The following is a 19,340-nucleotide window of genomic DNA, read 5'->3' as shown; positions in this document are numbered from 1 at the left end:
TATTGCACCGCAGCACCCGCAAAGTCAGCCTGACTGCGGAGGGACAGTTGTTCTATGAACGCTGCCGCAAGATCCTCGACGATCTTCAAGATGCCCGGGCGATGCTTTCCCATGCAACACAGGAACCTCGTGGAAAGTTACGCGTCAGCTTGCCCACCATCGGTTATCGCTTTCTCTTGCCCCATATGGCGCGGTTTCGCAAAGCCTACCCGGAGATTGAACTGGAATTGGACTTCAACGACCAATTGGTGGATGTGATCGATGAAGGCTTTGACGTGGTGATTCGCAGCGGTGGGCAGGCCGACTCCAAGCTGATGGCCCGAAAGTTGGGGCCTTTTAAGTTTGTCCTGTGCGCATCGCCTGACTATCTGCGGCGTAAGGGACGGCCCGTCACTATCAGTGACCTCGAGCATCACGAGTGCTTGCGTTACCGATTTGTCACGACGGGTAAAATAATGGACTGGAGTATGTCTTCAGCCCCCCAGTTCACGCAGTTGCGCCTGCCAACCGCTCTGACATTGAACAATATGGAAGCCATGCTGATGGCCGTGGTGGATGGGCACGGTATCGCATTTGTCCCGGACTTCCTGGCGCGCGAAGCTATCGCCCAAGGGCGCCTGGAAACGGTGCTCGACGGTCACAGCGAAGATCAAGGGCAGTTCTGGGCATTGTGGCCGTCCAGTCGCCATCTTTCACCGAAAATCCGCGTATTCGTGGACTTTGCCGCAGAGCATCTGTTTGCCATCCCTTCCGTCGACAGACCAGCTGTAACGCGCTCATGAAGGCGGTAATCGCTGACCGTCCGTTGTGGGTCGATTGCGGGCCTTCGCGACAGGCAGAAATCGGCCGATTGTGTTGAAAAAGTCGATCCTTCCAGACTGCCCACCTACTGACTGCTGAAAACACCTTTTTTTCGCGCAGCTATGCGAAATCTGAGCCCGGAATCCTCTGCTCAAAGTAAAGATTTCAATCTCAAGCGCGTACTTTTCTGCCGTGGAAACCATGGCCGACTTTTTCAACACAATCGGCCAATAGCGGACATTCAAGCTAGAACAGCTTCCGACCGAAAGCTGCTGGGCACAAAGGGTGGGGGTCTATTCGAAACTGGCGACCAACGTCGATAGCAGTCGTCCATAAACACTCTTTAATGCCAGCAACTGTTGCCAGTTTGGACTATCTACGCATCCACCTACCCTATCGAATTACTTGTGGGCCGGGCTAGAAAGTCTAAAACTTGTCCAACGAACATCTGTAGTTCCTGTGGGCAGGTATTGGTATGGAGCGCTTGTAACGCGGCCTGATTCCACTTACTACCTTTGGACAGACCTAAGTTCATCCATGACTCCAATTCACCACATGGAACAACGAACAACCCGAGCGAAGCCAGTCGCGCTATGAGCTCACCTGCCTTGGCTGCATCAGATGGTGTCAAAAGCGAAACGCCGTTCTTCTTGGCCTGATCCCACTTATTCGAGCCAGCTCTTGCGAACGACACTAGACTCTTTCGTGCTCGTCTAAGATCATCACCAACCTGATCGAACCACGCAGTGACGTTAACCTTCAGTTCTTCTATGGATTGCGTCTGACTTTTGGTTTCAATCACAGAAGAGACTTCATCCCGGAGTTGCTTAATATCCTTATCAAGGCAAATGCCCTGAAGTCCCGTAAGGATGTCACTGAGCGTCGCTTCAGAGTTCAGGATGTCGAAGTCGGCAATCACACAGACTGCGGTCCCAGACTCCCTGAGCAGCTTAGCTGGAAATTTTGCTGCATCTTTACCGTTGCTGTGGATGAAGAGGAACTCCTCTCCATGCTGATCCGCATAGAAACGCTGGGCTACCGTCTGATACACAGCTCGATCTGGATCACCCTCACAGATAATCACGCCCCGATGAAACAACGAATCTAAAACGGGCTGACTAGATAGCAGTGGTGATTCAATAAGTCCTGTGGTAACCGCCCGTGGTATTTCATGAAAGCGAGTGGACATTTCGATTCGATTAAGCCGCAGGATTGTTGCGTCTTCACTCCCTGCGATAAGACCGGCCAAAAAGTCCGCACTATGTGTCGCTATTATGACTTGGGCTGGCCGCCTAGAGGCTTGTGCTCCAACCCATCGGCCCAGAACTCGTGCTTGAGCAGGATGAAGGAATGCTTCAGGCTCATCCAGTAGCAACACTCGGTTTGGGTATGTCAGCATCGCGAGTGCCACGCCAGCAAATGATCGAAAACCATCTCCTTGTTTCTCGAGCTCCTGTGCATCCGCCATAAGTGCATCTAGCGCATCACGGCTATCTGGAATAGAGCCAAAGTCATCCGCAACCCGCAAGTACAGTTGTGTCATTGCCGCCCAATCTAGGGCAATGTCCATTTTAAAAGCCGCCTTGAATGCGCTACGAAGCTCAGTCTGCACGCTCATTTCTGACGCAAATAGCGACTGGAGCGCGTTTGATGGGGATTCGACTCTAGGATTGAATGCCGCGCTACTGGTGGTGAGTTTGAAACGTGCTTCAGCTCCCAGATAGGCGATGAGACATGTTCCTAGATGTGGAAGTATTGCACGGTGTTGAGAGTCATCATCGGAAGCCCGCGCATAGACTTGATCAAACCACGACATCGGTTGCCCGATGTTCACTTGCGTTAGCAGATCATCCTTTACGCCCAAAATTGATATGTGATCCGTGGCACTCGGGTGTGGTCGAATGCGTACCGCGTCTCGAAGTTCATACTCTGTAGGCAACGTCACGCTAATTGCGTCAAGAACCACCAAGCGCTCACGCCCCCCCGTGCTGGAGAACTGTCGTATGTCCTTGAGTGTCTGGGACTTCCCGCAGTTATTGGGGCCGACCAAAACTGTCAATTGGCCAAGTTCGATCGGTACGGCGCCTTTGGGTTGGAAGGATTGAATTCGATACGGCAATGCCTAGACCTCAGTCTGTCGGTTTGAGAAGAGAGTTAGCGACGAGCGCGACTCAGCACATTTGGAACTGAGTATGCTGCGTAAGCTAAATCGGATCGAACCTTATTATGCGTGTCGACAGTCCACTCAGGGCTGAAACCGCATCTTGCGAAAGACCGCTTAGGGCCGTTTTCTGCCTATCGCGAAGGGCGGCAACCGGCCAAAAGCGGCCCGTTAAAGCGCCTACTAAACTAGGGGCGGCTCAGTGGTCCAGTCATGACAATCGGTGAGTAGAGATAGAGCGCCTTGCAATGCTTTAGCCCACTCACGCTTGCTTTCGGTAATATCCGGGATATCTCAGGATTGCCGAAGGTTAAGAAATGGACGTCATCCAGATGTCGTTATCGCTGCACGACCTTGGCCTCGCCTATCGCAAGGCCAAGGTTGACCTCTACTACTCAACCAACCCGTCGCTGTTCGACATTGCCAACTATGAAGACGACCTGAGCAAAAACCTCGCTCGCCTGAAAGAGCAGATCGAAGCGATGAACGAGGATTGGGTGAAAGACCCCGCATTTCTCGGCGCTTGGACGCTGGCACCAAAAGAAATCCAGATTGTGAAAGGAAAGCAGGATCAAAGTCTGATCTTCGCCTCACCGGAAGCCGAGTGGCTAAGCGCGACTGAGGTCGGCAACCATCCCACTGCCGTATTCCGCCTCATGGCCCGCTGCAGCATCGACTTTCACGTGCTGTCATCACTATGGATGATGGAAGTCGGCGATCTCTTCGACAGGCAGCTCAGCAGCAACGTCTTTGGCAGCCGCCTACGCCGTAACCGGCACGATGAGATCAACACGTGGGCCCTTGGATCATTCAAGCCCTATCTCAGACCCTTCCGTGAATGGCGCGACGGTGGCATCAAGGCGATGCGCACAGCCCTGAGCGAGAAGAAAAAAGTATTGGCACTCACAGCCGATGTAAGCAGTTTCTATCACGAGCTAAGCCCCGGCTTTATGCTCGATGATAGCTTCCTCAAGTTAGCCAAAATTGAACTGAGCGAATCGCAGTCAAAACTGAACCGCCTGTTCATTTCCGCCTTGTTGGCCTGGGCACAAGAAACGCCACTAGGAAAAGGTTTACCTGTAGGTTTGCCTGCGTCTGCCGTGGTCGCAAACGCGGCGCTAATCAGGCTCGACCAGTTCATCGAGCAACAAGTAGTGCCACTGTATTACGGTCGTTATGTGGACGACATTCTGCTGGTTATGGAAAACGCCAGCGATATCAAAACCACTGAGCAGTTTTGGGAGTGGATCTTCAGTCGTGACGGCGGCAAGGACCTGCTCAAAAAAGATAACGGCAGCATCTTGTTCAAACCTGGATACCTCAAAGAAGACCGCATCGCTTTTGAAAACAGCAAAAACAAGCTGTTCATCCTTGCAGGGTCTGCAGGTACCGCTCTGGTCAACGCCATTTCCGAACAGATCAACCAACGTGCAAGCGAATGGCGCGCGTTACCCGACCTGCCGAATTCGCCCAACACCGTGGCTACGGACTTGCTCAAAGCTACCAACCTTGCCGGAGAGCAAGCAGACAATCTGCGAAAGACCGATGCACTGACGCTGCACCGCGCCGGCTTTGCCCTAAGCCTTCGCAACTACGAAGCCTTCGAACGCGATATCCCCCCGGAGGATTGGCAAGCACACCGCCATGCCTTTTTCGCCGCAGTCATCGAGCATTTGCTCACCCCAGTTAAGTTTTTCGAACTGGCTCAATACCTCCCACGCATCATCCGCATGGCAACCGCCTGTGAAGATTTTGAGTACCTAGACAAAATCATCAATGCACTGGGTGGCCTGATCAATAAAGTAGAGAGCGACTGCACTCTAGCGATCAAAAGCCTGGCTGCTGCCAACGTGCCAGCCGAAGCCCGACATTTATGGAAGCGATCCATCTGGGAAGTGACAGCGCAGAGCATCGTCTCTGCGTTTCCGCCCCGCCTAAGCAAATCGGGGACTACCGCCTGGAAGAACCAAATGACCGGCCATATGGAGAGCCTTGCCTTCTCCATCTGGAATAACTTCCTTGACAGGCCAACGAACATCACCAGCCAGCACATACAGAAGCTGCAAGCTCGGCTGTTCAGCTTCGATCTCGCCCATATCCCCTTGCGCTTTACAGGCCTGCCTCAGGAAATGGTAAGCCAGCGCGGTATTCCACTCCGTAAAAACCTCTCAACTTTTGACGCAGAAGAGCTATTGCCTGACGAGATGACCGACGGCATCGCCACACTGGCGAACTGGCTCAGGCTTAAACGCGGTACCCCGCCTGGACTAACCTTCACCACTCGCCCATTCAGTCTCAATGAGCTCTACCTCATAGCCCCCACCCCTTTTGCCGCCTCCAGCCGCAAGACACTGGGGTTGGTGGTGCAAGCACTGCGCGGTTTTGAGCTGACCGAGCACAAGATGCCCCACCTCGACAAAAAGCAGGTTTTGCATATCCCGGACGGAGAACCCAAAGCAAAACAGACCATCGCTGTGGCCAGTTTGGAAACCAAAGATGAAAGCTTTACCGCCGCCATCATGGGGTGGCCCGATCCGGACGGCCTGCACCGTTACCAACGCATCAATCGCCTGATTAACGAACTGATCTCTCGGCCTGACGGCGCTGGGTACTTGATCCTCCCGGAAGTGTCTTTACCACCCCAATGGTTTATGCGTATCGCCGACAAGCTCAAGGGCCGTGGCATATCTTTGATCACCGGGGTGGAGTACCTCCATGCACCGAGAAAGTATGTGCGCCACCAGGTTTGGGCTTCGCTAACCCACGACGGTCTTGGGTACCCTTCGCTGATGCTCTATCGCCAGGATAAACAGCGTCCAGCATTTCATGAGGAGCAAGAACTCTTTCGCCTAGCAGGCCTGCAGATGCAGCCCACTCAAGAGCAACAGTGGCAAAAGCCTCCAGTCATCCAGCATGGTGATTTCCGCTTTGCCATCATGATCTGCAGCGAGCTGACCAATATTCGTTACCGCGCAGACCTACGCGGCCAGGTCGATGCGCTGTTTGTTCCAGAGTGGAACAGCGACACCGACACATTCAACGCACTGGTGGAGTCTGCCGCCCTGGATATTCATGCCTACATCATCCAATGCAACAATCGCCGCTTCGGTGATAGTCGTATCCGCGCACCTTATAAGGAGCGCTGGAAGCGCGACATATTACGAGTCAAGGGAGGTAACCACGACTACTGCATTACAGGTGAAATCGACGTACTGAGCCTGCGCCAGTTCCAGTCCAGCCACCGCTCGCCAGCCTCAGGTTTCAAGCCCGTGCCAGATGGCTTCAACGAGGACATGGCATCGGATCGGAGAGTATTACCCAAAGGTGCCTAGACCTGACTCGATCAAGCAGGGTTTATTGTTTTTCATCCGTGCTGATCCAGAATCGCGCCTAGTCCGGTTTTGAGTACCTGTCGCGCTCAAAAACGTTTTTACACAGCCTCGGCCGAGCACAGACATCGCTATGCTTGGGTACATAGATTCGCAATCACCAGCAAGGATAGGAGCAGGTGCGATGGAACAGACAGAACAGATACTTGCAACGGTCCACGCGCTCCTACGTGCAGAGGGCATGAGCGAAGCGGCTGCCATCGTACGCGAGTATCCGGCGCATATTGAGCAGACGGGTTACGACAATTGGAATGGTGGTACAAACATCTGTGATGTGCAGTTCAAGCTGCCCGCTCAGGATTACGCCCGGCTAGGAGCGAAACGCAGCCAATTAGAAGAGCAAATTACAGCTCGACTGAGGACTGCTATTGAGCCTGAAACACAGGATTGGTACTCAGCCAAGATCGTGCCGGCAAGAGAACAGCGTACTGACTGGCGATCTGACTCATCAGATCTCCCCCGGCAAGTCCGCGTTAACATCTTGGATGGCCTACGTTTGGAAGATGTGGCTTGGTATGGTCAGCTCGACGACGTCGAGTTCTTGAGTCGTCTCTTCGACCTTCAGCAACTTCCGTCCACAGACAGTAGGTTCAAGGATGCGGCAGGTGATATCTGGCAGCATCGTTATAACAATGATGATTGGGAAAATGACTGGGTCTACACAGATTCTCGCTTTCAGCTGATTGACGGCCCGGTGGAACAGTTCCTACGGTTTCTCTGTGAGGTCGTGCATCCAATTGTCCGTCCCGATCGCGATGAGGCACTTAAATTAGTGCTCCATTTCAACGACCAACTTCGATCTGCTGGTTGGGAGATCTATGAAGAGGAGCGCATTGCCGGTCGACCACGCTTTTCCTTCCGGCAGCGCAGCAGCTCGTCCCGAGCAGTTCTAAGAGCTAAGACCGTCGCAGAGGCCCTCGACGCAGGCTGGATGGCGAAGGAAATCGAGCGCCTGGAACATTCTATTGATCGAGACCCTGCCTTAGCGATTGGTACAGCAAAAGAGCTCATTGAAACATGCTGCAAATCCATTCTGACAAAGCGGGCTATTCCATTTACCAAATCCGAGGATCTCGGCGATCTCACAAAGAAAGTCGCGAAGGAGCTGCAGCTCGTCCCAGAGGGCATTACGGATGCTACGAAGGGGGCGGATAACATTCGTTTGATTCTTCGGAATCTTACCCAACTCACGAACAACCTTGCTCAGTTGCGTGGACTATACGGCACAGGACATGGGAGAGACGGTCAACATCGCGGACTTCAGCCGCGGCATGCTCGGCTTGCTGTAGCTTCCGCGGTTGCCTTCATCGACTTTGTATCGGAAACCTTCCGCCATAGAGAAGGCTTGAACTGAATCGCCACTAATTTCGTAGACGCATCGGAATGACTGCTTTTGGCCGATTTCTGTCGGTCATCACCATAGCTTTGGGTCGGGTGATCGGCTCCCGATAGACGCGCTCCAGAGCAGCAAGGCCACCTTGGTGATCAGAACAAATAGGTACCTGCTGGGAGCGGATGCCAGCCACCTTTGCTCAGCCGCTTTTCCACTAGAGCCTTGTACTCCTGCGGCTCAGGCGCGTCCTTGCGCTTATGACGGCGCTGATTGCACAGTAGGCAGGCGGCAGCAATATTGGACTGGGTATTTCTTCCGCCATCCTGCCTGGCTACTAGATGCTCGGCTGTGCACTGGAAGTGCCTAGCCTGCCGAAGGGAAAGGCCATGGCGGCTGGCGAAGGCCTCAGGAGTATCGCGCCACATCTGGAAGCCGCAGTAATAGCAGCGGCCACCTTGGCGATCGAACGCAGCGAAACGATGTTTGATAACAGATTTATGGGCCATGGCGGCCTCCTGTATGAAAATGGAGGTCCGCTGCGCCTAATAAGGCAAGAAACGGTACCAGTCGAGTCACTCGAACCGGCCCAACATCGCCCCCTTAAGGGAACGACAAGAGGAAATCTATGCCAAAACAAAAGCAGTGATCAAGTAGTCTGGAGGCAACCTGAACTGGTCAAGTATCCCCGGATACCCATGCAGGCGAAATCATCACCAATCAACTGTGTAAAAGTATAAAGCCCGGTAGTTATCCGGGCTAAACGTCACTCTATCTTCGCGTTAGGCCATCGCGTTCGGGCTTCAACCAAGGCTTCGGTATGAGTCATCGGCTCGCCGATCATTGTGAAGGAGCAGTACCCTGTCACGACCACTGTCCAGTGACTGCGGCGGGCCTCACCATCGTTGGCCGCAATTTCGACCATCAGCTCCAAACGGTGCAACTTGATATAGCGGCGCTCCTCCTGAGTCAGCCTGCTAGATGGTGAGACGCTTAAGCGGTTGCCCGCCACCTTGGCACTGAACCCACGATCATGGAGATAGTCGATAACCCTCATCAGAAGGCCTCCGCGTCGGATTCATCGAAGGCCATGTCCGGCAAAGTACTGGTGGTGTCGGGGGATAGTTGCCGACTCGAAGTCCTGCAAGTCCCAATGTCCTGCTCGGGGTGATCGTCTGGCAGGACATCAGGACTTGCAGGACATTGCTTCGATAACTTTCTCCCGATACCCCATTTCACCGTCCCCCCAGATTTACCCAGAGACTTGCACTCGATGCCTATCTGCCGAAGAGCGGGAGCAGCACGTCGCAGGGCGTCCCCTAGCCCCTTAGCGGAACGGGGCCACGAATCGCAGCCGGTTGGACGGTACTGTTCCAGGGTACGCAGAATATCCTTTGCCGGGGCGGTCACGTCGTGCGGACGCGCCTCGACCAGTTCCACTACGGCGGCAGCTACCGGGCTAGCGTCAATGGTGCGAGCCAGACTTTCCTGCCGACTGGCGTTGAACTCGCGCAGGAAGTCCTTGGGCTCATGTCCTGCTGCGGCGGCGACAGCCATACCGAGGCGAGCGAACTCAACCAGACGCGGACGCTCGTCGGCGGGGATGTGCATCTGCGGCAATAACTCCAGCGCCTTGGCGAAAATATCCAGCAGCGCCCCCAGCAAACACGGACACTTGGCTTCGTACTCCCGCCAAAGGTCTGTAACTTCTAGCCGTTCGCTGATAACCGGAGTCTCGATGGTGATCGTTCTGTCCACCAAATCTTGCGCCGTGACTGCTGCAGATATGCCGTTGAGCATGACCGGACGCTTCACGCTGATAACGCTTTCGTCGGCATCAGAGTACAACTTGCGCTTGGCAAAGCCGCCTCCGGTTGCCAATACACACATGGCATCCTGAGTTGCTGCGGGCAAGTGCGAGACGTTCTCCAGGCTCACTACCGCACACACACCAGCAGAAACGAATAGGTCCTCCGGCGACTTCGGTGCACTGCGCAATGGGCAGGAATTCGGATCAATGAGCTGGCGCAGCGCTGTTTGTGTCGTGCTCTTCGCACTACCCTGCTCGCCCAGCAGCTCCAGCACTGGATAAGGCGTATCAGGACGCAGGCATTCGATCAGCCAAGACAGGGCCAGCAGACGGGAGCCGTGCGGGATGTTCGCCACGTGCCAAAGTTGCTCGATCGATCCACCTGGAACTGGAGCTGGAATCGGCTGCATGGATTCAGGTCGAACGAACATGGCCTCGGGTGACTCGGCGATCTCCCACTTACCCGGCCGAATGCGAACCGCTCGGCTACTGCCTGGTACAGCCAGGTCGAGAAAGTAATCACCAGCGGCACCAGCAGTGCGCAGGTGTACCTCCTGACAGTCTCCATGGAATCGGCCGAGGCCGCTCAGGGTGCCCAGCGCCTCCCGGACCGATTGATCTCGGGGCGCCTTTCCACTGTCCGAGTAAAATCCGGCGACCAGTGCATCTCGGAACTGGCGTGCGGCTAGATTACGCACTTCGCCCGTCGTACGATCCCGGGCGAAGACGTCCTTGTTTTCATCGTGGAACAGCTCGAAGCGTTGCTCCACGAACTTCACCAGTAGAGACGCCTGGCTCTGCTTTTCCTCGGCATCATCACCGGGCTCGAAGTGCTCCTCGACTGGCTGCTGATCGTCGTCTTCGAACTGGTGATTGCAGGGAGCATCCACCATTTTCAGCAGTTGCTCGACGGTGCCGCCCGCGTCCAGCCAGTCGGATACGTCGCCCTTCGGCAGCAGCCCTGGGAGGCTCAGTACGCGAACTTCTGCCTCGGCCTGACTCAGTGCCCGACAAACCTTGTCGGCGTGTTGACGTCCCGGCTCGTCGTTATCCGCCAGAATCACTACGTGGCGGCGCGCGAAATGTTTGTTGAGCGCATTAGGCCACTTGCCAGCGCCGCCGGCGTTGCAGGTTGCGACCAACCCCAGTGACTCCAGGCGCAATACGTCCTTCTCGCCCTCCACGACAAACACTGGCGTATCCCACGGCGTGTCCAGCAATTGCGGCAGACGGTAGGGAACCTGACGCACCCCCTTCACTGACCACATCCAGCCGCCTTTTCCGTCCGGGCGGCGCTGGCGAAAGGCCTTTGGTTCGTAGCGGACAACTTGAAACAGATCGTTGCCGTCTTCGTCTGTGTAGTCATACCAAGCCGACATGCGACGGCTGGCCGGTAGGACATCAGGACTTCCAGGACATGGTGCCGGCTGCTTTTCTTTTAAGCCTTGCTGCTCAAGCCAGCCCATTTGCTCGGCCCGACTTGTGATGCCGGTTTGCCAGGCTATCAAATCCAATACGCCTCCACCGCGCCCGTCTTCGTGCGAGTGCCATACCCCCTTTTCCAGATCAACGGATAAAGAGCCATGCGCTCCGAATCGAAGCTCGGTCGGCTTGCTCATTGCGGGATTTGGCTCGCCAAGAAGGTACCGGGCTACTGGCCCAATCATGGATTTCAGCCAAGCCGATCCCGTCGGCGCATTGGCGCCGTTTTGACTTTTCATGGGTTACACCCCGAGCTGCTTGGCTTTGCGCCAGGACCAGAGAGAAGAAGACTGGGAGGAATCAGCGTGCAGGGCGGCCATTACGCGAAACTTCCAGGACGCTGTAAGCGATGATGAATGGCTCATACTGCATCCCTCGCTTCGATCTTGGCGCGCAGCCATGCATCCACCTCAGCCACGACGTAATACGCAGCAGCCTGGCGGGTGTCGCCGTCTTTGATCGGCTTCGGGAAGGTCGGGTCTTTCTTGCGGAGTTTGTCTAGGCCGGAGCGGGACAGGTCCAGCCATTGACAGAGCGCTGGCTGACGGATAAGAGCTTTCGGGGGAATTGTTACTGGTTGCATTTGTGCGCCTCCGTATCGGTACGGAGCCATTTTTGTTGAACCCCCGATTGCTGTCGCAGTGCTCAAAAGAGATTAGTTAGAGGCTTTTTTCCCCCCTTTTTTTGCACGTCGGATCAATTTTTCATATTCAACAACGTCCTCTGGCACCTCGACTCCTGCGGCAACGAGAAGCTCTCGGGCGAGCGCCGCAGCTCTGCGTTTGGTCATCTTCACTAAGGACGACTGCCGCAGCTTGTCCGCGGTATCAGCCAAAAAATCATCTCGCGGATACTTCGGCTTCACGCCACGAATAGTTGGAGCCTGCTCCAGTTTTTGCTCGGTAATGCTCAGAGCATCGGATACCGCGGCGGCCTTCGTCGTAAAGTCAGAAAGTAAACCGCCGCTGAAAAAGCACCCATGGTTACGCCAGCAGGCATCGTTGATGTAACCCTCGGCGAAAGGAGGGAGACTGTTTAGCCACCGGACCGCTTCCTGAAGATAAATTTGCGCCTGCTGTACATGTCGAATTTCTTCGTGGCGCGCCGGTCCTTTTTCCGTTTCGCTGATGACCGCTCTGTAGGACCCAAGCCTTTGCTTGAACCATTCCTGAAGATCGACGTCGTGATGTTCGGCCAAGTCAGCGATAATTGCCTGCGCAGCATCAGACAGGCTTTCATCGACCAAATCACCTGTACCCCACTCGGGTTTATTGTCGAATACTGGAAGTGCCTTTGATCGCTTGCCCCTTTTTATTGCCATGCTTGTAGCCCCCTCTCGACGCTCACCACATCGGTGTTCTGGTGCGCAAAATCATAGGGCGTGATGTGCTTTTTCCGGTTGGCGTCCAAGTAGTCAGCCCACCACGTCATCATCCGTCGGCGCTCTTCCAAGTGCTCAGCCTTGTGGATGTAGGCCGCGCGCACACCGTTGCGCTCTTGGTGGCTCATTTGCCGCTCAACCGCGTCACGCGACCATAGGCCGGACTCGACCAACGCGGAACAGGCCATAGTGCGGAAACCGTGCCCGCAAACCTCTATCTTGGTGTCGTATCCCATGCGGCGCAGTGACTTGTTTACGGTGTTCTCCGACATTGGCCGCCAGTGGTAGTGATCTCCTGGCAGCACCAGCTCAAAACGACCGCTCAGCCGACGTATCTGTTCCAGCACCTCAAGCGTCTGGCGTGACAACGGGACAAGGTGCGGAGTCCCCATCTTGGCTCCTCGGTGCGACCTCTTGACACCCTCGATTGGTGCCCGTTCGCCGGGAATCGTCCACATGCTCCGGGTAAAGTCGAACTCAGACCAGCGGGCAAAGCGCAGCTCACTAGATCGAATGAACACCAGTAGAGCGAGGCTTACAGCAAGACAGGTAAGCGGTCGTCCGGTGTCAGCCTCGCAGCGTTGCAACAACTCCGGCAACCGCTCAAGGGGCAAGGCCGGGCGGTGTTTGGTCTTGCGGGTGGCAGTCCCCCCCACCAGATCAAGCGCCGGGTTGTATTCGATGAATTCGCGCTGAACGGCGATTCGCATGATTCCGGCGATGCGCTGGCGCAGTCGCCCAACCACATCAAGCGCGCCGCGCTTCTCTACCGCCTTCAGACAGGCCAGCAGGTCGCGGGTTTTCAAGTCGGATACGGGGCGTTTGCCCAGCATGGGGAAAAGATCGACCTCGATCTCTTTCAACACCCTGACCGCGTGATCCTTCGACCATTTTCCGGACATGCTGGCGTGCCATTCCAGGGCCAGCACCTCAAAGGTGTTCCCCGCCTCATTGGCCGCCTCGATCTTTGCTTGCTTAGCGCTCTCGATGGGGTCTTGGCCATGCGCCAGCAACTCGAGTGCATCGGCTCGACGCGCGCGGGCGGCTTTCAGGGTGAGGGCCGGGTAGTTGCCGAACGTAGCCAGACCGGGTTTACCACTTGACTTTTTATACTTGAAGCGCCAGACCTTGGTGCCGGTAGCCCTTACAAGCAAAAAAAGCCCTTGCCCGTCGAACAGGGTGTAGTCCTTTGCGCGGGGCTTGGCGGCCTCGCATTTGGGGTCGGTAAGGGGGGTTACGGTGCGCGCCATAGGTATACGCCTCGATATCGAACCGATATATACCTAAACGTATACCTAAATCTTGGGGCTGTACAGGAACATACGGGGATATTCAGACACAAAAAAACCGGCTATAAGGCCGGTTTCTCTAGGTTTCAGGTGTTTACGGGAACATCTGAAATCATACTATTGGTGCCCGAAGCCGGAATCGAACCGGCACGCCCTTACGAGCGGGGGATTTTAAGTCCCATGCGTCTACCAGTTTCGCCATTCGGGCGGTAGCGCGGTAAGCAGTCTGAAGACTAACCAATAACGATCTGGCAGTTCTGACGCTTGTGCAACAGAGGTGGAAATATATACATCCCGCCCCGGTGAAGCAAGTTCGCAAAGATCCTTTTCAAGACTAAATCTTGCAGGACTGCGAAAATAAAAAAGCTCCGTAGATCATGGATCTACGGAGCTCGTTTAAAGTGGAGGCCGAAGTCGGAATCGAACCGGCGTAGGTGGATTTGCAATCCACTGCATAACCATTTTGCTATTCGGCCTCAAACATCTGATGTTCAGTAGTGCAACACCAAACGTGTAAACTTGCATCTGGAAACAAGATTCTAGTCTAGCTTCCAACCCTTTGAAATCTAAGGGGTTTTCGTCTTCCTGAATCAGGAATGGACGCAATTCTGGACTGGATCGAAAGGCATGTCAAGAACTGGAGAAAAATAATTCAAGGTCGCCAAAGTTCTGCCAGCTCACGCCTGGCGCAACAAGATCAAAAGATCGCAGCCTTCGGCAGTTTCTACAGATTCGATGTACGCCGCAATATCGCGGATCGAACACAATCCGGGGTAGGAGCTGCCGAAGGCTGCGATCTTTTGATCTTGTACCCTTTAATGACTGGCCACCACCGCCCGTTGCAACCGCTGTCGATACTGGCTGGGTGTCTCTTGCATCTCATGGCGGAAATGCCGATTGAAATTCGACAGGTTGGCATAACCCACTTCAAAGCAGATATCCGCAACGCTGAAGCTGCTTTGCGCCAGTAAACGGCAGGCGCGCTGGACGCGCAATTTGCGCGTCAGGTCGACGAAAGTATGGCCAGTGGCGCGTTTGAAGAATTTCGAGAAAGCCGGTTCGTTCATGTCCAGGCGCTGGGCGATGACGGACATCCGCAACTCATCTGCGAGGTCGTTGAGGATGTAGTCGAAGACGATACTCATGCGCTGGGCCGTCAACGCGTCGAGCATCGGCGCATATTGCAGGCTGGCCAGTGTCTGCCTTTCACTTTCGGGGGCCGATGCCAGCAACTGCAGCAATGACAGAAACAAGCACAGCCGCTGCAACCCGTGACACTGGCCCATGTCTTCCAGCAGTCGGGCCGCTTTCTTGCGGGTAACGCCGTGAAATTCGATGCCCTGCGCCGCCTGGCGAAACAGGCTTTGCAACTCGCTGAGTTCAGGGACCTTGTCGCGCAACTGCATCAGCATCTGACCATCGAATTGCAACACGACGTCACGACCCGCAATCACCTCCCCTTTGCCCAGATCACTGATCCAGTCGTGAGGCAGACCAGGGCCGATCAGGGCGACGTGACCGGCCTCGAACAGGCCGATGTAGTCACCGGCCAACAGCCGTCCGCTGCCTTCACGGATCAGGTGGATCTCGAATTCCGGGTGATGGTTCCAGCGCGCAAGGTCGAAGGGATAGTCATGCTCATACCAACGAAAGCTGTGCTGGGGCTCGTTCAGAATGACTTCAAGCGCTGGCGACTTGTCTGCGGTTACGTGATGGTTCATCACCCTGGCGATTCCATTTTTGTTGGTTTTATCAAGGCTACCGCGAAGCCCGGGACGAGTCGAAGCTGATTCGAAACTCCACGGCGCGGTCATCAGATTCACATTAAGCAGGCAGCAAGCCTAGCGCGCTCTATGGCGGCCACTGATACTTTTTTTCCATGGTCCTGCGTGGTTAAAAAAGTATCAGTGGCGCGTATGCCGTTCATTTGTTCAGCGCTTGAGTTGCTGTAATCCTGTGGTCATCCCGTTGCGGCTATGACTCGCACCGTGGACTACAACAACAATAAGAGCTTCTGCCGCCCAAGGCGCAGAGCGGAGAACACGATGAAGATCATTCCAAGCGCGCTTTTTCTGTCCGCCGGCCTGTCCTCTGCCCTGCTCTGCCAGGCTGCCGAAACGGTGACCATCGCCACCGTGAACAACAGCGACATGATCCGCATGCAGCGGCTGTCCAAAACGTTCGAACAGCAGCACCCGGACCTGAAACTCAACTGGGTGGTACTCGAAGAGAACGTGTTGCGTCAGCGCCTGACCACCGACATTGCCACTCAGGGCGGCCAATTCGATGTGCTGACCATCGGCACCTACGAAACTCCATTGTGGGGCGCCAAGCATTGGCTGGAGCCGATGAAAGACCTGCCCGCCAGCTATGACCTTGAGGATATTTTCCCCTCGGTTCGTCAGGGACTGTCAGTCAACGACACCCTCTACGCCCTGCCGTTTTATGGCGAAAGCACAATCACCTATTACCGTACCGACCTGTTCAAGAACGCCGGCCTGACCATGCCCGAGCACCCGACCTGGACGCAGCTCGGCGAGTTCGCCGGCAAGCTGCATCAGCCGGACAAAGAGCAGTATGGAATGTGCCTGCGTGGCAAGGCCGGCTGGGGTGAAAACATGGCCCTGCTGACCACCATGTCCAACGCTTTTGGCGCACGCTGGTTCGACGAACAGTGGCAGCCGCAACTCACCGGACCGCAATGGACTGCCGCCGCCAACTTCTACGTCAACACCCTCAAGCAGTACGGCCCGCCGGGTGTTTCAAGCAATGGCTTCAACGAGACGCTGGCCCTGTTCAACAGCGGCAAATGCGCGATCTGGGTCGATGCCAGCGTCGCCGGTTCCTTCATCACCGACAAAGCGCAAAGCAAAGTGGCCGACAGCGTCGGCTTCGTCGCCGCGCCCACGCAAGTCACTGACAAGGGCTCGTCCTGGCTCTATGCCTGGTCGCTGGCCATCCCCGCGACGTCCAAACACAAGGACGCCGCCAAAGCCTTTGTGACTTGGGCGACCTCCAAGGAATACATCCAATTGGTCACCGAGAAGGATGGCATCACCAACGTACCGCCAGGCACCCGTATGTCCACCTACAGCGACGCCTACTTGCAGGCCGCGCCCTTCGCCAGTGTCACGCTGAAAATGATGCAGCACGCCAACCCTGCGCAGCCGTCTGTCCAACCCGTGCCTTACGTCGGTATCCAGTACGTGACCATTCCTGAGTTTCAGGCCATCGGCACCTCGGTCGGCAAGCTGTTGTCCGCGGCGCTCACCGGGCAGATGCCGGTGGAGCAGGCCCTGGCCTCCGCCCAGCAAACCACCGAGCGCGAGATGAAACGCGCTGGTTATCCCAAATAGCTGCAGAACCTGTAGGAGCGAGGCTTGCCCGCGAAGAGGGCGGCACATTCAACATCCATGTCGCCTGACATACCGCTTTCGCGGGCAAGCCTCGCTCCTACAGGGAATCTTCGCAGTCTTACGACCGTTTTTAATGCCCTCGATGGGGGCGTCTCTATAGCTCTTACGAATGGATGGGAAAAATGAAACGTCTGGAAGGAAAAAGCGCGCTTATCACCGGCTCTGCCAGAGGCATCGGGAGAACCTTCGCGCAAGCTTATATCCGCGAAGGCGCTACGGTCGCGATCGCAGACATCAACCTGGAACGGGCGCAAGTCACCGCGGCCGAGCTGGGGCCGAATGCCTATGCGGTCGAGATGGACGTGACCGATCAACAATCCATCGACGGTGCTATCGCGGCGGTCATCGCCACCGCAGGCACGCTCGATATCCTGATCAACAACGCGGCCCTGTTTGATCTCGCACCGATCACGGAGATTTCTCGCGACAGCTACGAACGGCTGTTCTCGATCAACGTGTCCGGCACTCTGTTCACACTGCAGGCCGCGGCCGAACAGATGATCCGTCAGGGCCACGGCGGCAAGATCATCAATATGGCCAGTCAGGCCGGTCGCCGGGGTGAAGCGCTTGTCGCGGTGTATTGCGCGACCAAAGCGGCGGTAATCAGCCTGACGCAATCGGCCGGCCTCAATCTCATTCCCCATAAGATCAACGTGAATGCCATCGCGCCGGGCGTGGTGGATGGTGAGCATTGGGATGGCGTCGACGCGCTGTTCGCCAACTATGAAAACCGACCGATCGGGGAAAAGAAAAGGCTGGCGGGCCAGGAAGTGCCGTACGGACGCATGGGCACGGCAGACGATCTTGTCGGCATGGCGATCTTCCTGGCATCAAACGAGAGCGATTACATCGTGGCGCAGACCTACAACGTCGATGGCGGCAACTGGATGAGCTGACGGCCCTGGAAACAGGGCCAGACAATGCCTCTGTCGCGTTAGATCTTGTCATTCGGACGGTTCAGCTTAAAAAAAACCCCGCAACCGAAACCGGTGCGGGGCAAGGAATTGGTTGGTTGCGGCCAACCAAAGGAGCGCGGTGTAAAACGGCCTTACAGGCATTCCTGTGCGGCACGTTCGAAACTCGATGGCATGAAACTGGAGGTCAGCAAGCGGCGCTCATACACAAACACGTTGCCTCCGTTCGGGGCCTTGTAGGCTTCCAGCACGTTATCGGCGGCGACTTTGCTCGGCACGACGATCCGGTAGCTGCGCTGGGTCTGCGAAACGGTCGGATTGAGGGCGCTGTGCTGCAGCTTTGGCACCACGCAGTCGGCGTATTCGGCCGGTGTTTTTTTCGTCTGCATCGTCAGCGTCGGGTCATTCGGTGCGTGGGCGCAACCGGCCAACAGCAAGGAGGCGAACGTCATTGCAGGCACAAATAAAGGACGCATCGGTGAAATCCTGAAATAAAGGTCGGTTCGTTGTGCAACAGCCCGGCGTCACGGCGCCGCCGTTGCAGTCTCTTTAAGTGTTCAGCCAGCAGCCACCAGGGCCTTGAGCGAGTTGTCGAACTGCTTCAGGGCGCTGAGTTGCAGGTCACGTTGCTGCTCAATCTGCGCGGCAATCTCCGGCGCTGGCTGGTTGTGTACCCAGACCGAAGGCATTTGCTTCTCCACCGCACCCTCGGCCTTGCCGATGTATTGCAAGTCGGCGTCGTAGAACCGGGCGGCGAAACGCGCCTCGACCTGGCTGTTGCGCTGAGTCAGCAAGCGGTTGTGGGTGTCGAGCATCACCACCACGTCCGGGCGGGCCTGCACCAGTTCATCCAGGCTGTTGTAGACGGTCACGGCAAGAAACTGCTGTTGCAGCGAACTCATCAGCCAGTCGATGGCCAGTTCCGGGTCGGAGCTGTTGACGAAGGCGTCGCGAATCCGTCCGTCGAGCGCATCCTTCGCGACATTCAGGGCCACGTCGTGGTAGCGCTCAAGGTATTGCAGGTTGTCCAGGGTGTTTTCGCTGAACAGCACACCGACAGTCTGCGAGTGCTGCAATCCGGCGCTGCTGCCGGCGATGGGCAGAAAGTGGCACGACTGGGTGGCGTCCGCGTAGGCCGGTGCAGCGGTAGCAACTCCGCCCATCAGCAGGGCGACCAGGGCCAGTCGGGTCAATCTGTTCATCGCGCAAGTTCCTTGAGCTGCGTCTTCGATGGAGGCGATTTTCCGTCTTTGCACGCCAAAGCAGAACTTGCGATTCTTGATGGTCACTATCACTTGAAGCGATAGTTGTGACGCGTGCAGACTGCTCCACACTCAACCGCAACCCATCAGATGAATAAGGATGCT

Annotated in this window: 15 protein-coding genes and 2 tRNA genes; 5 read left to right on the top strand and 12 right to left on the bottom strand. The window is 55.9% G+C overall.

Annotated features, from left to right (window positions below; translation table 11 throughout):
- On the top strand, positions 1 to 782 hold a 782-nt coding region (locus KGB14_RS14125; protein ID WP_223487428.1), incomplete at its 5' end, for a LysR substrate-binding domain-containing protein.
- Between the two features lie 407 nt (positions 783 to 1,189).
- Here KGB14_RS14125 and KGB14_RS14120 read toward each other — a convergent pair.
- The gene (locus KGB14_RS14120; protein ID WP_223487427.1) at positions 1,190 to 2,617 is read right to left on the bottom strand and encodes an ATP-dependent nuclease; all 1,428 of its coding nucleotides are present in this window, start codon (positions 2,615 to 2,617) and stop codon (positions 1,190 to 1,192) included.
- Positions 2,618 to 3,279: 662 nt separating this feature from the next.
- On the opposite strand from KGB14_RS14120, the gene KGB14_RS14115 reads away from it, so the two are divergent.
- Both KGB14_RS14115 and KGB14_RS14110 read left to right on the top strand, forming a co-directional pair.
- Positions 3,280 to 6,294 carry an RNA-directed DNA polymerase gene (locus KGB14_RS14115; protein WP_223487426.1) on the top strand — a complete coding sequence of 1,005 codons (3,015 nt, stop codon included), beginning with the start codon at positions 3,280 to 3,282 and terminating at the stop codon, positions 6,292 to 6,294.
- 181 nt (positions 6,295 to 6,475) lie between these two features.
- Entirely contained in the window at positions 6,476 to 7,705 is a 1,230-nt protein-coding gene (locus KGB14_RS14110) for an abortive infection family protein (RefSeq protein WP_175387906.1), read from the top strand.
- A gap of 131 nt (positions 7,706 to 7,836) precedes the next feature.
- On the opposite strand, the gene KGB14_RS14105 is transcribed toward KGB14_RS14110, so the two are convergent.
- The 9 genes from KGB14_RS14105 to KGB14_RS14065 form a co-directional block, all read right to left on the bottom strand.
- Entirely contained in the window at positions 7,837 to 8,190 is a 354-nt protein-coding gene (locus KGB14_RS14105; protein WP_223487425.1) for an HNH endonuclease, read from the bottom strand.
- Positions 8,191 to 8,447: 257 nt separating this feature from the next.
- Positions 8,448 to 8,738 (bottom strand): hypothetical protein, encoded by a 291-nt coding sequence (locus KGB14_RS14100; RefSeq protein ID WP_223487424.1) that lies wholly within the window; start codon positions 8,736 to 8,738, stop codon positions 8,448 to 8,450.
- Positions 8,738 to 11,212 (bottom strand): toprim domain-containing protein, encoded by a 2,475-nt coding sequence (locus KGB14_RS14095; protein ID WP_223487423.1) that lies wholly within the window; start codon positions 11,210 to 11,212, stop codon positions 8,738 to 8,740. Before KGB14_RS14095 ends, KGB14_RS14100 begins: the two co-directional genes overlap by 1 nt.
- Before the next feature lie 122 nt (positions 11,213 to 11,334).
- Entirely contained in the window at positions 11,335 to 11,556 is a 222-nt protein-coding gene (locus KGB14_RS14090; protein WP_007899974.1) for a helix-turn-helix transcriptional regulator, read from the bottom strand.
- A 72-nt stretch (positions 11,557 to 11,628) separates the two neighbouring features.
- A complete protein-coding gene (locus tag KGB14_RS14085; protein WP_223487422.1) occupies positions 11,629 to 12,294 on the bottom strand; it encodes a hypothetical protein in 666 nt (221 codons plus the stop codon).
- The gene (locus KGB14_RS14080; RefSeq protein ID WP_223487421.1) at positions 12,285 to 13,604 is read right to left on the bottom strand and encodes a tyrosine-type recombinase/integrase; all 1,320 of its coding nucleotides are present in this window, start codon (positions 13,602 to 13,604) and stop codon (positions 12,285 to 12,287) included. Before KGB14_RS14080 ends, KGB14_RS14085 begins: the two co-directional genes overlap by 10 nt.
- Positions 13,605 to 13,764: 160 nt before the next feature.
- Positions 13,765 to 13,851 (bottom strand) — tRNA-Leu (locus tag KGB14_RS14075).
- 194 nt (positions 13,852 to 14,045) lie between these two features.
- Positions 14,046 to 14,119, bottom strand: a tRNA-Cys gene (locus KGB14_RS14070).
- A gap of 339 nt (positions 14,120 to 14,458) precedes the next feature.
- Positions 14,459 to 15,364: a helix-turn-helix domain-containing protein gene (locus KGB14_RS14065; protein ID WP_223487420.1), complete on the bottom strand. Its 906-nt coding sequence runs from the start codon at positions 15,362 to 15,364 to the stop codon at positions 14,459 to 14,461.
- 324 nt (positions 15,365 to 15,688) lie between these two features.
- On the opposite strand from KGB14_RS14065, the gene KGB14_RS14060 reads away from it, so the two are divergent.
- On the top strand, positions 15,689 to 16,999 hold the full coding sequence (locus KGB14_RS14060) for an ABC transporter substrate-binding protein (RefSeq protein WP_223487419.1): 1,311 nt from the start codon (positions 15,689 to 15,691) through the stop codon (positions 16,997 to 16,999).
- Positions 17,000 to 17,181: 182 nt separating this feature from the next.
- The gene (locus KGB14_RS14055) at positions 17,182 to 17,955 is read left to right on the top strand and encodes an L-iditol 2-dehydrogenase (RefSeq protein ID WP_223487418.1); all 774 of its coding nucleotides are present in this window, start codon (positions 17,182 to 17,184) and stop codon (positions 17,953 to 17,955) included.
- A 152-nt stretch (positions 17,956 to 18,107) separates the two neighbouring features.
- Here the strand turns inward: KGB14_RS14055 and KGB14_RS14050 are convergent, their stop codons facing one another.
- Together KGB14_RS14050 and KGB14_RS14045 are read right to left on the bottom strand one after the other, a co-directional pair.
- A complete protein-coding gene (locus KGB14_RS14050; RefSeq protein ID WP_223487417.1) occupies positions 18,108 to 18,449 on the bottom strand; it encodes a hypothetical protein in 342 nt (113 codons plus the stop codon).
- A gap of 81 nt (positions 18,450 to 18,530) precedes the next feature.
- The gene (locus KGB14_RS14045) at positions 18,531 to 19,175 is read right to left on the bottom strand and encodes an ATPase (protein ID WP_223487416.1); all 645 of its coding nucleotides are present in this window, start codon (positions 19,173 to 19,175) and stop codon (positions 18,531 to 18,533) included.
- Between the last annotated feature and the right edge of the window lie 165 nt (positions 19,176 to 19,340).

The organism is Pseudomonas sp. A-RE-19, from assembly GCF_019956555.1.
Classification (GTDB): Bacteria; Pseudomonadota; Gammaproteobacteria; order Pseudomonadales; family Pseudomonadaceae; genus Aquipseudomonas.
This window is presented reverse-complemented; position numbering and strand designations above follow the sequence as displayed.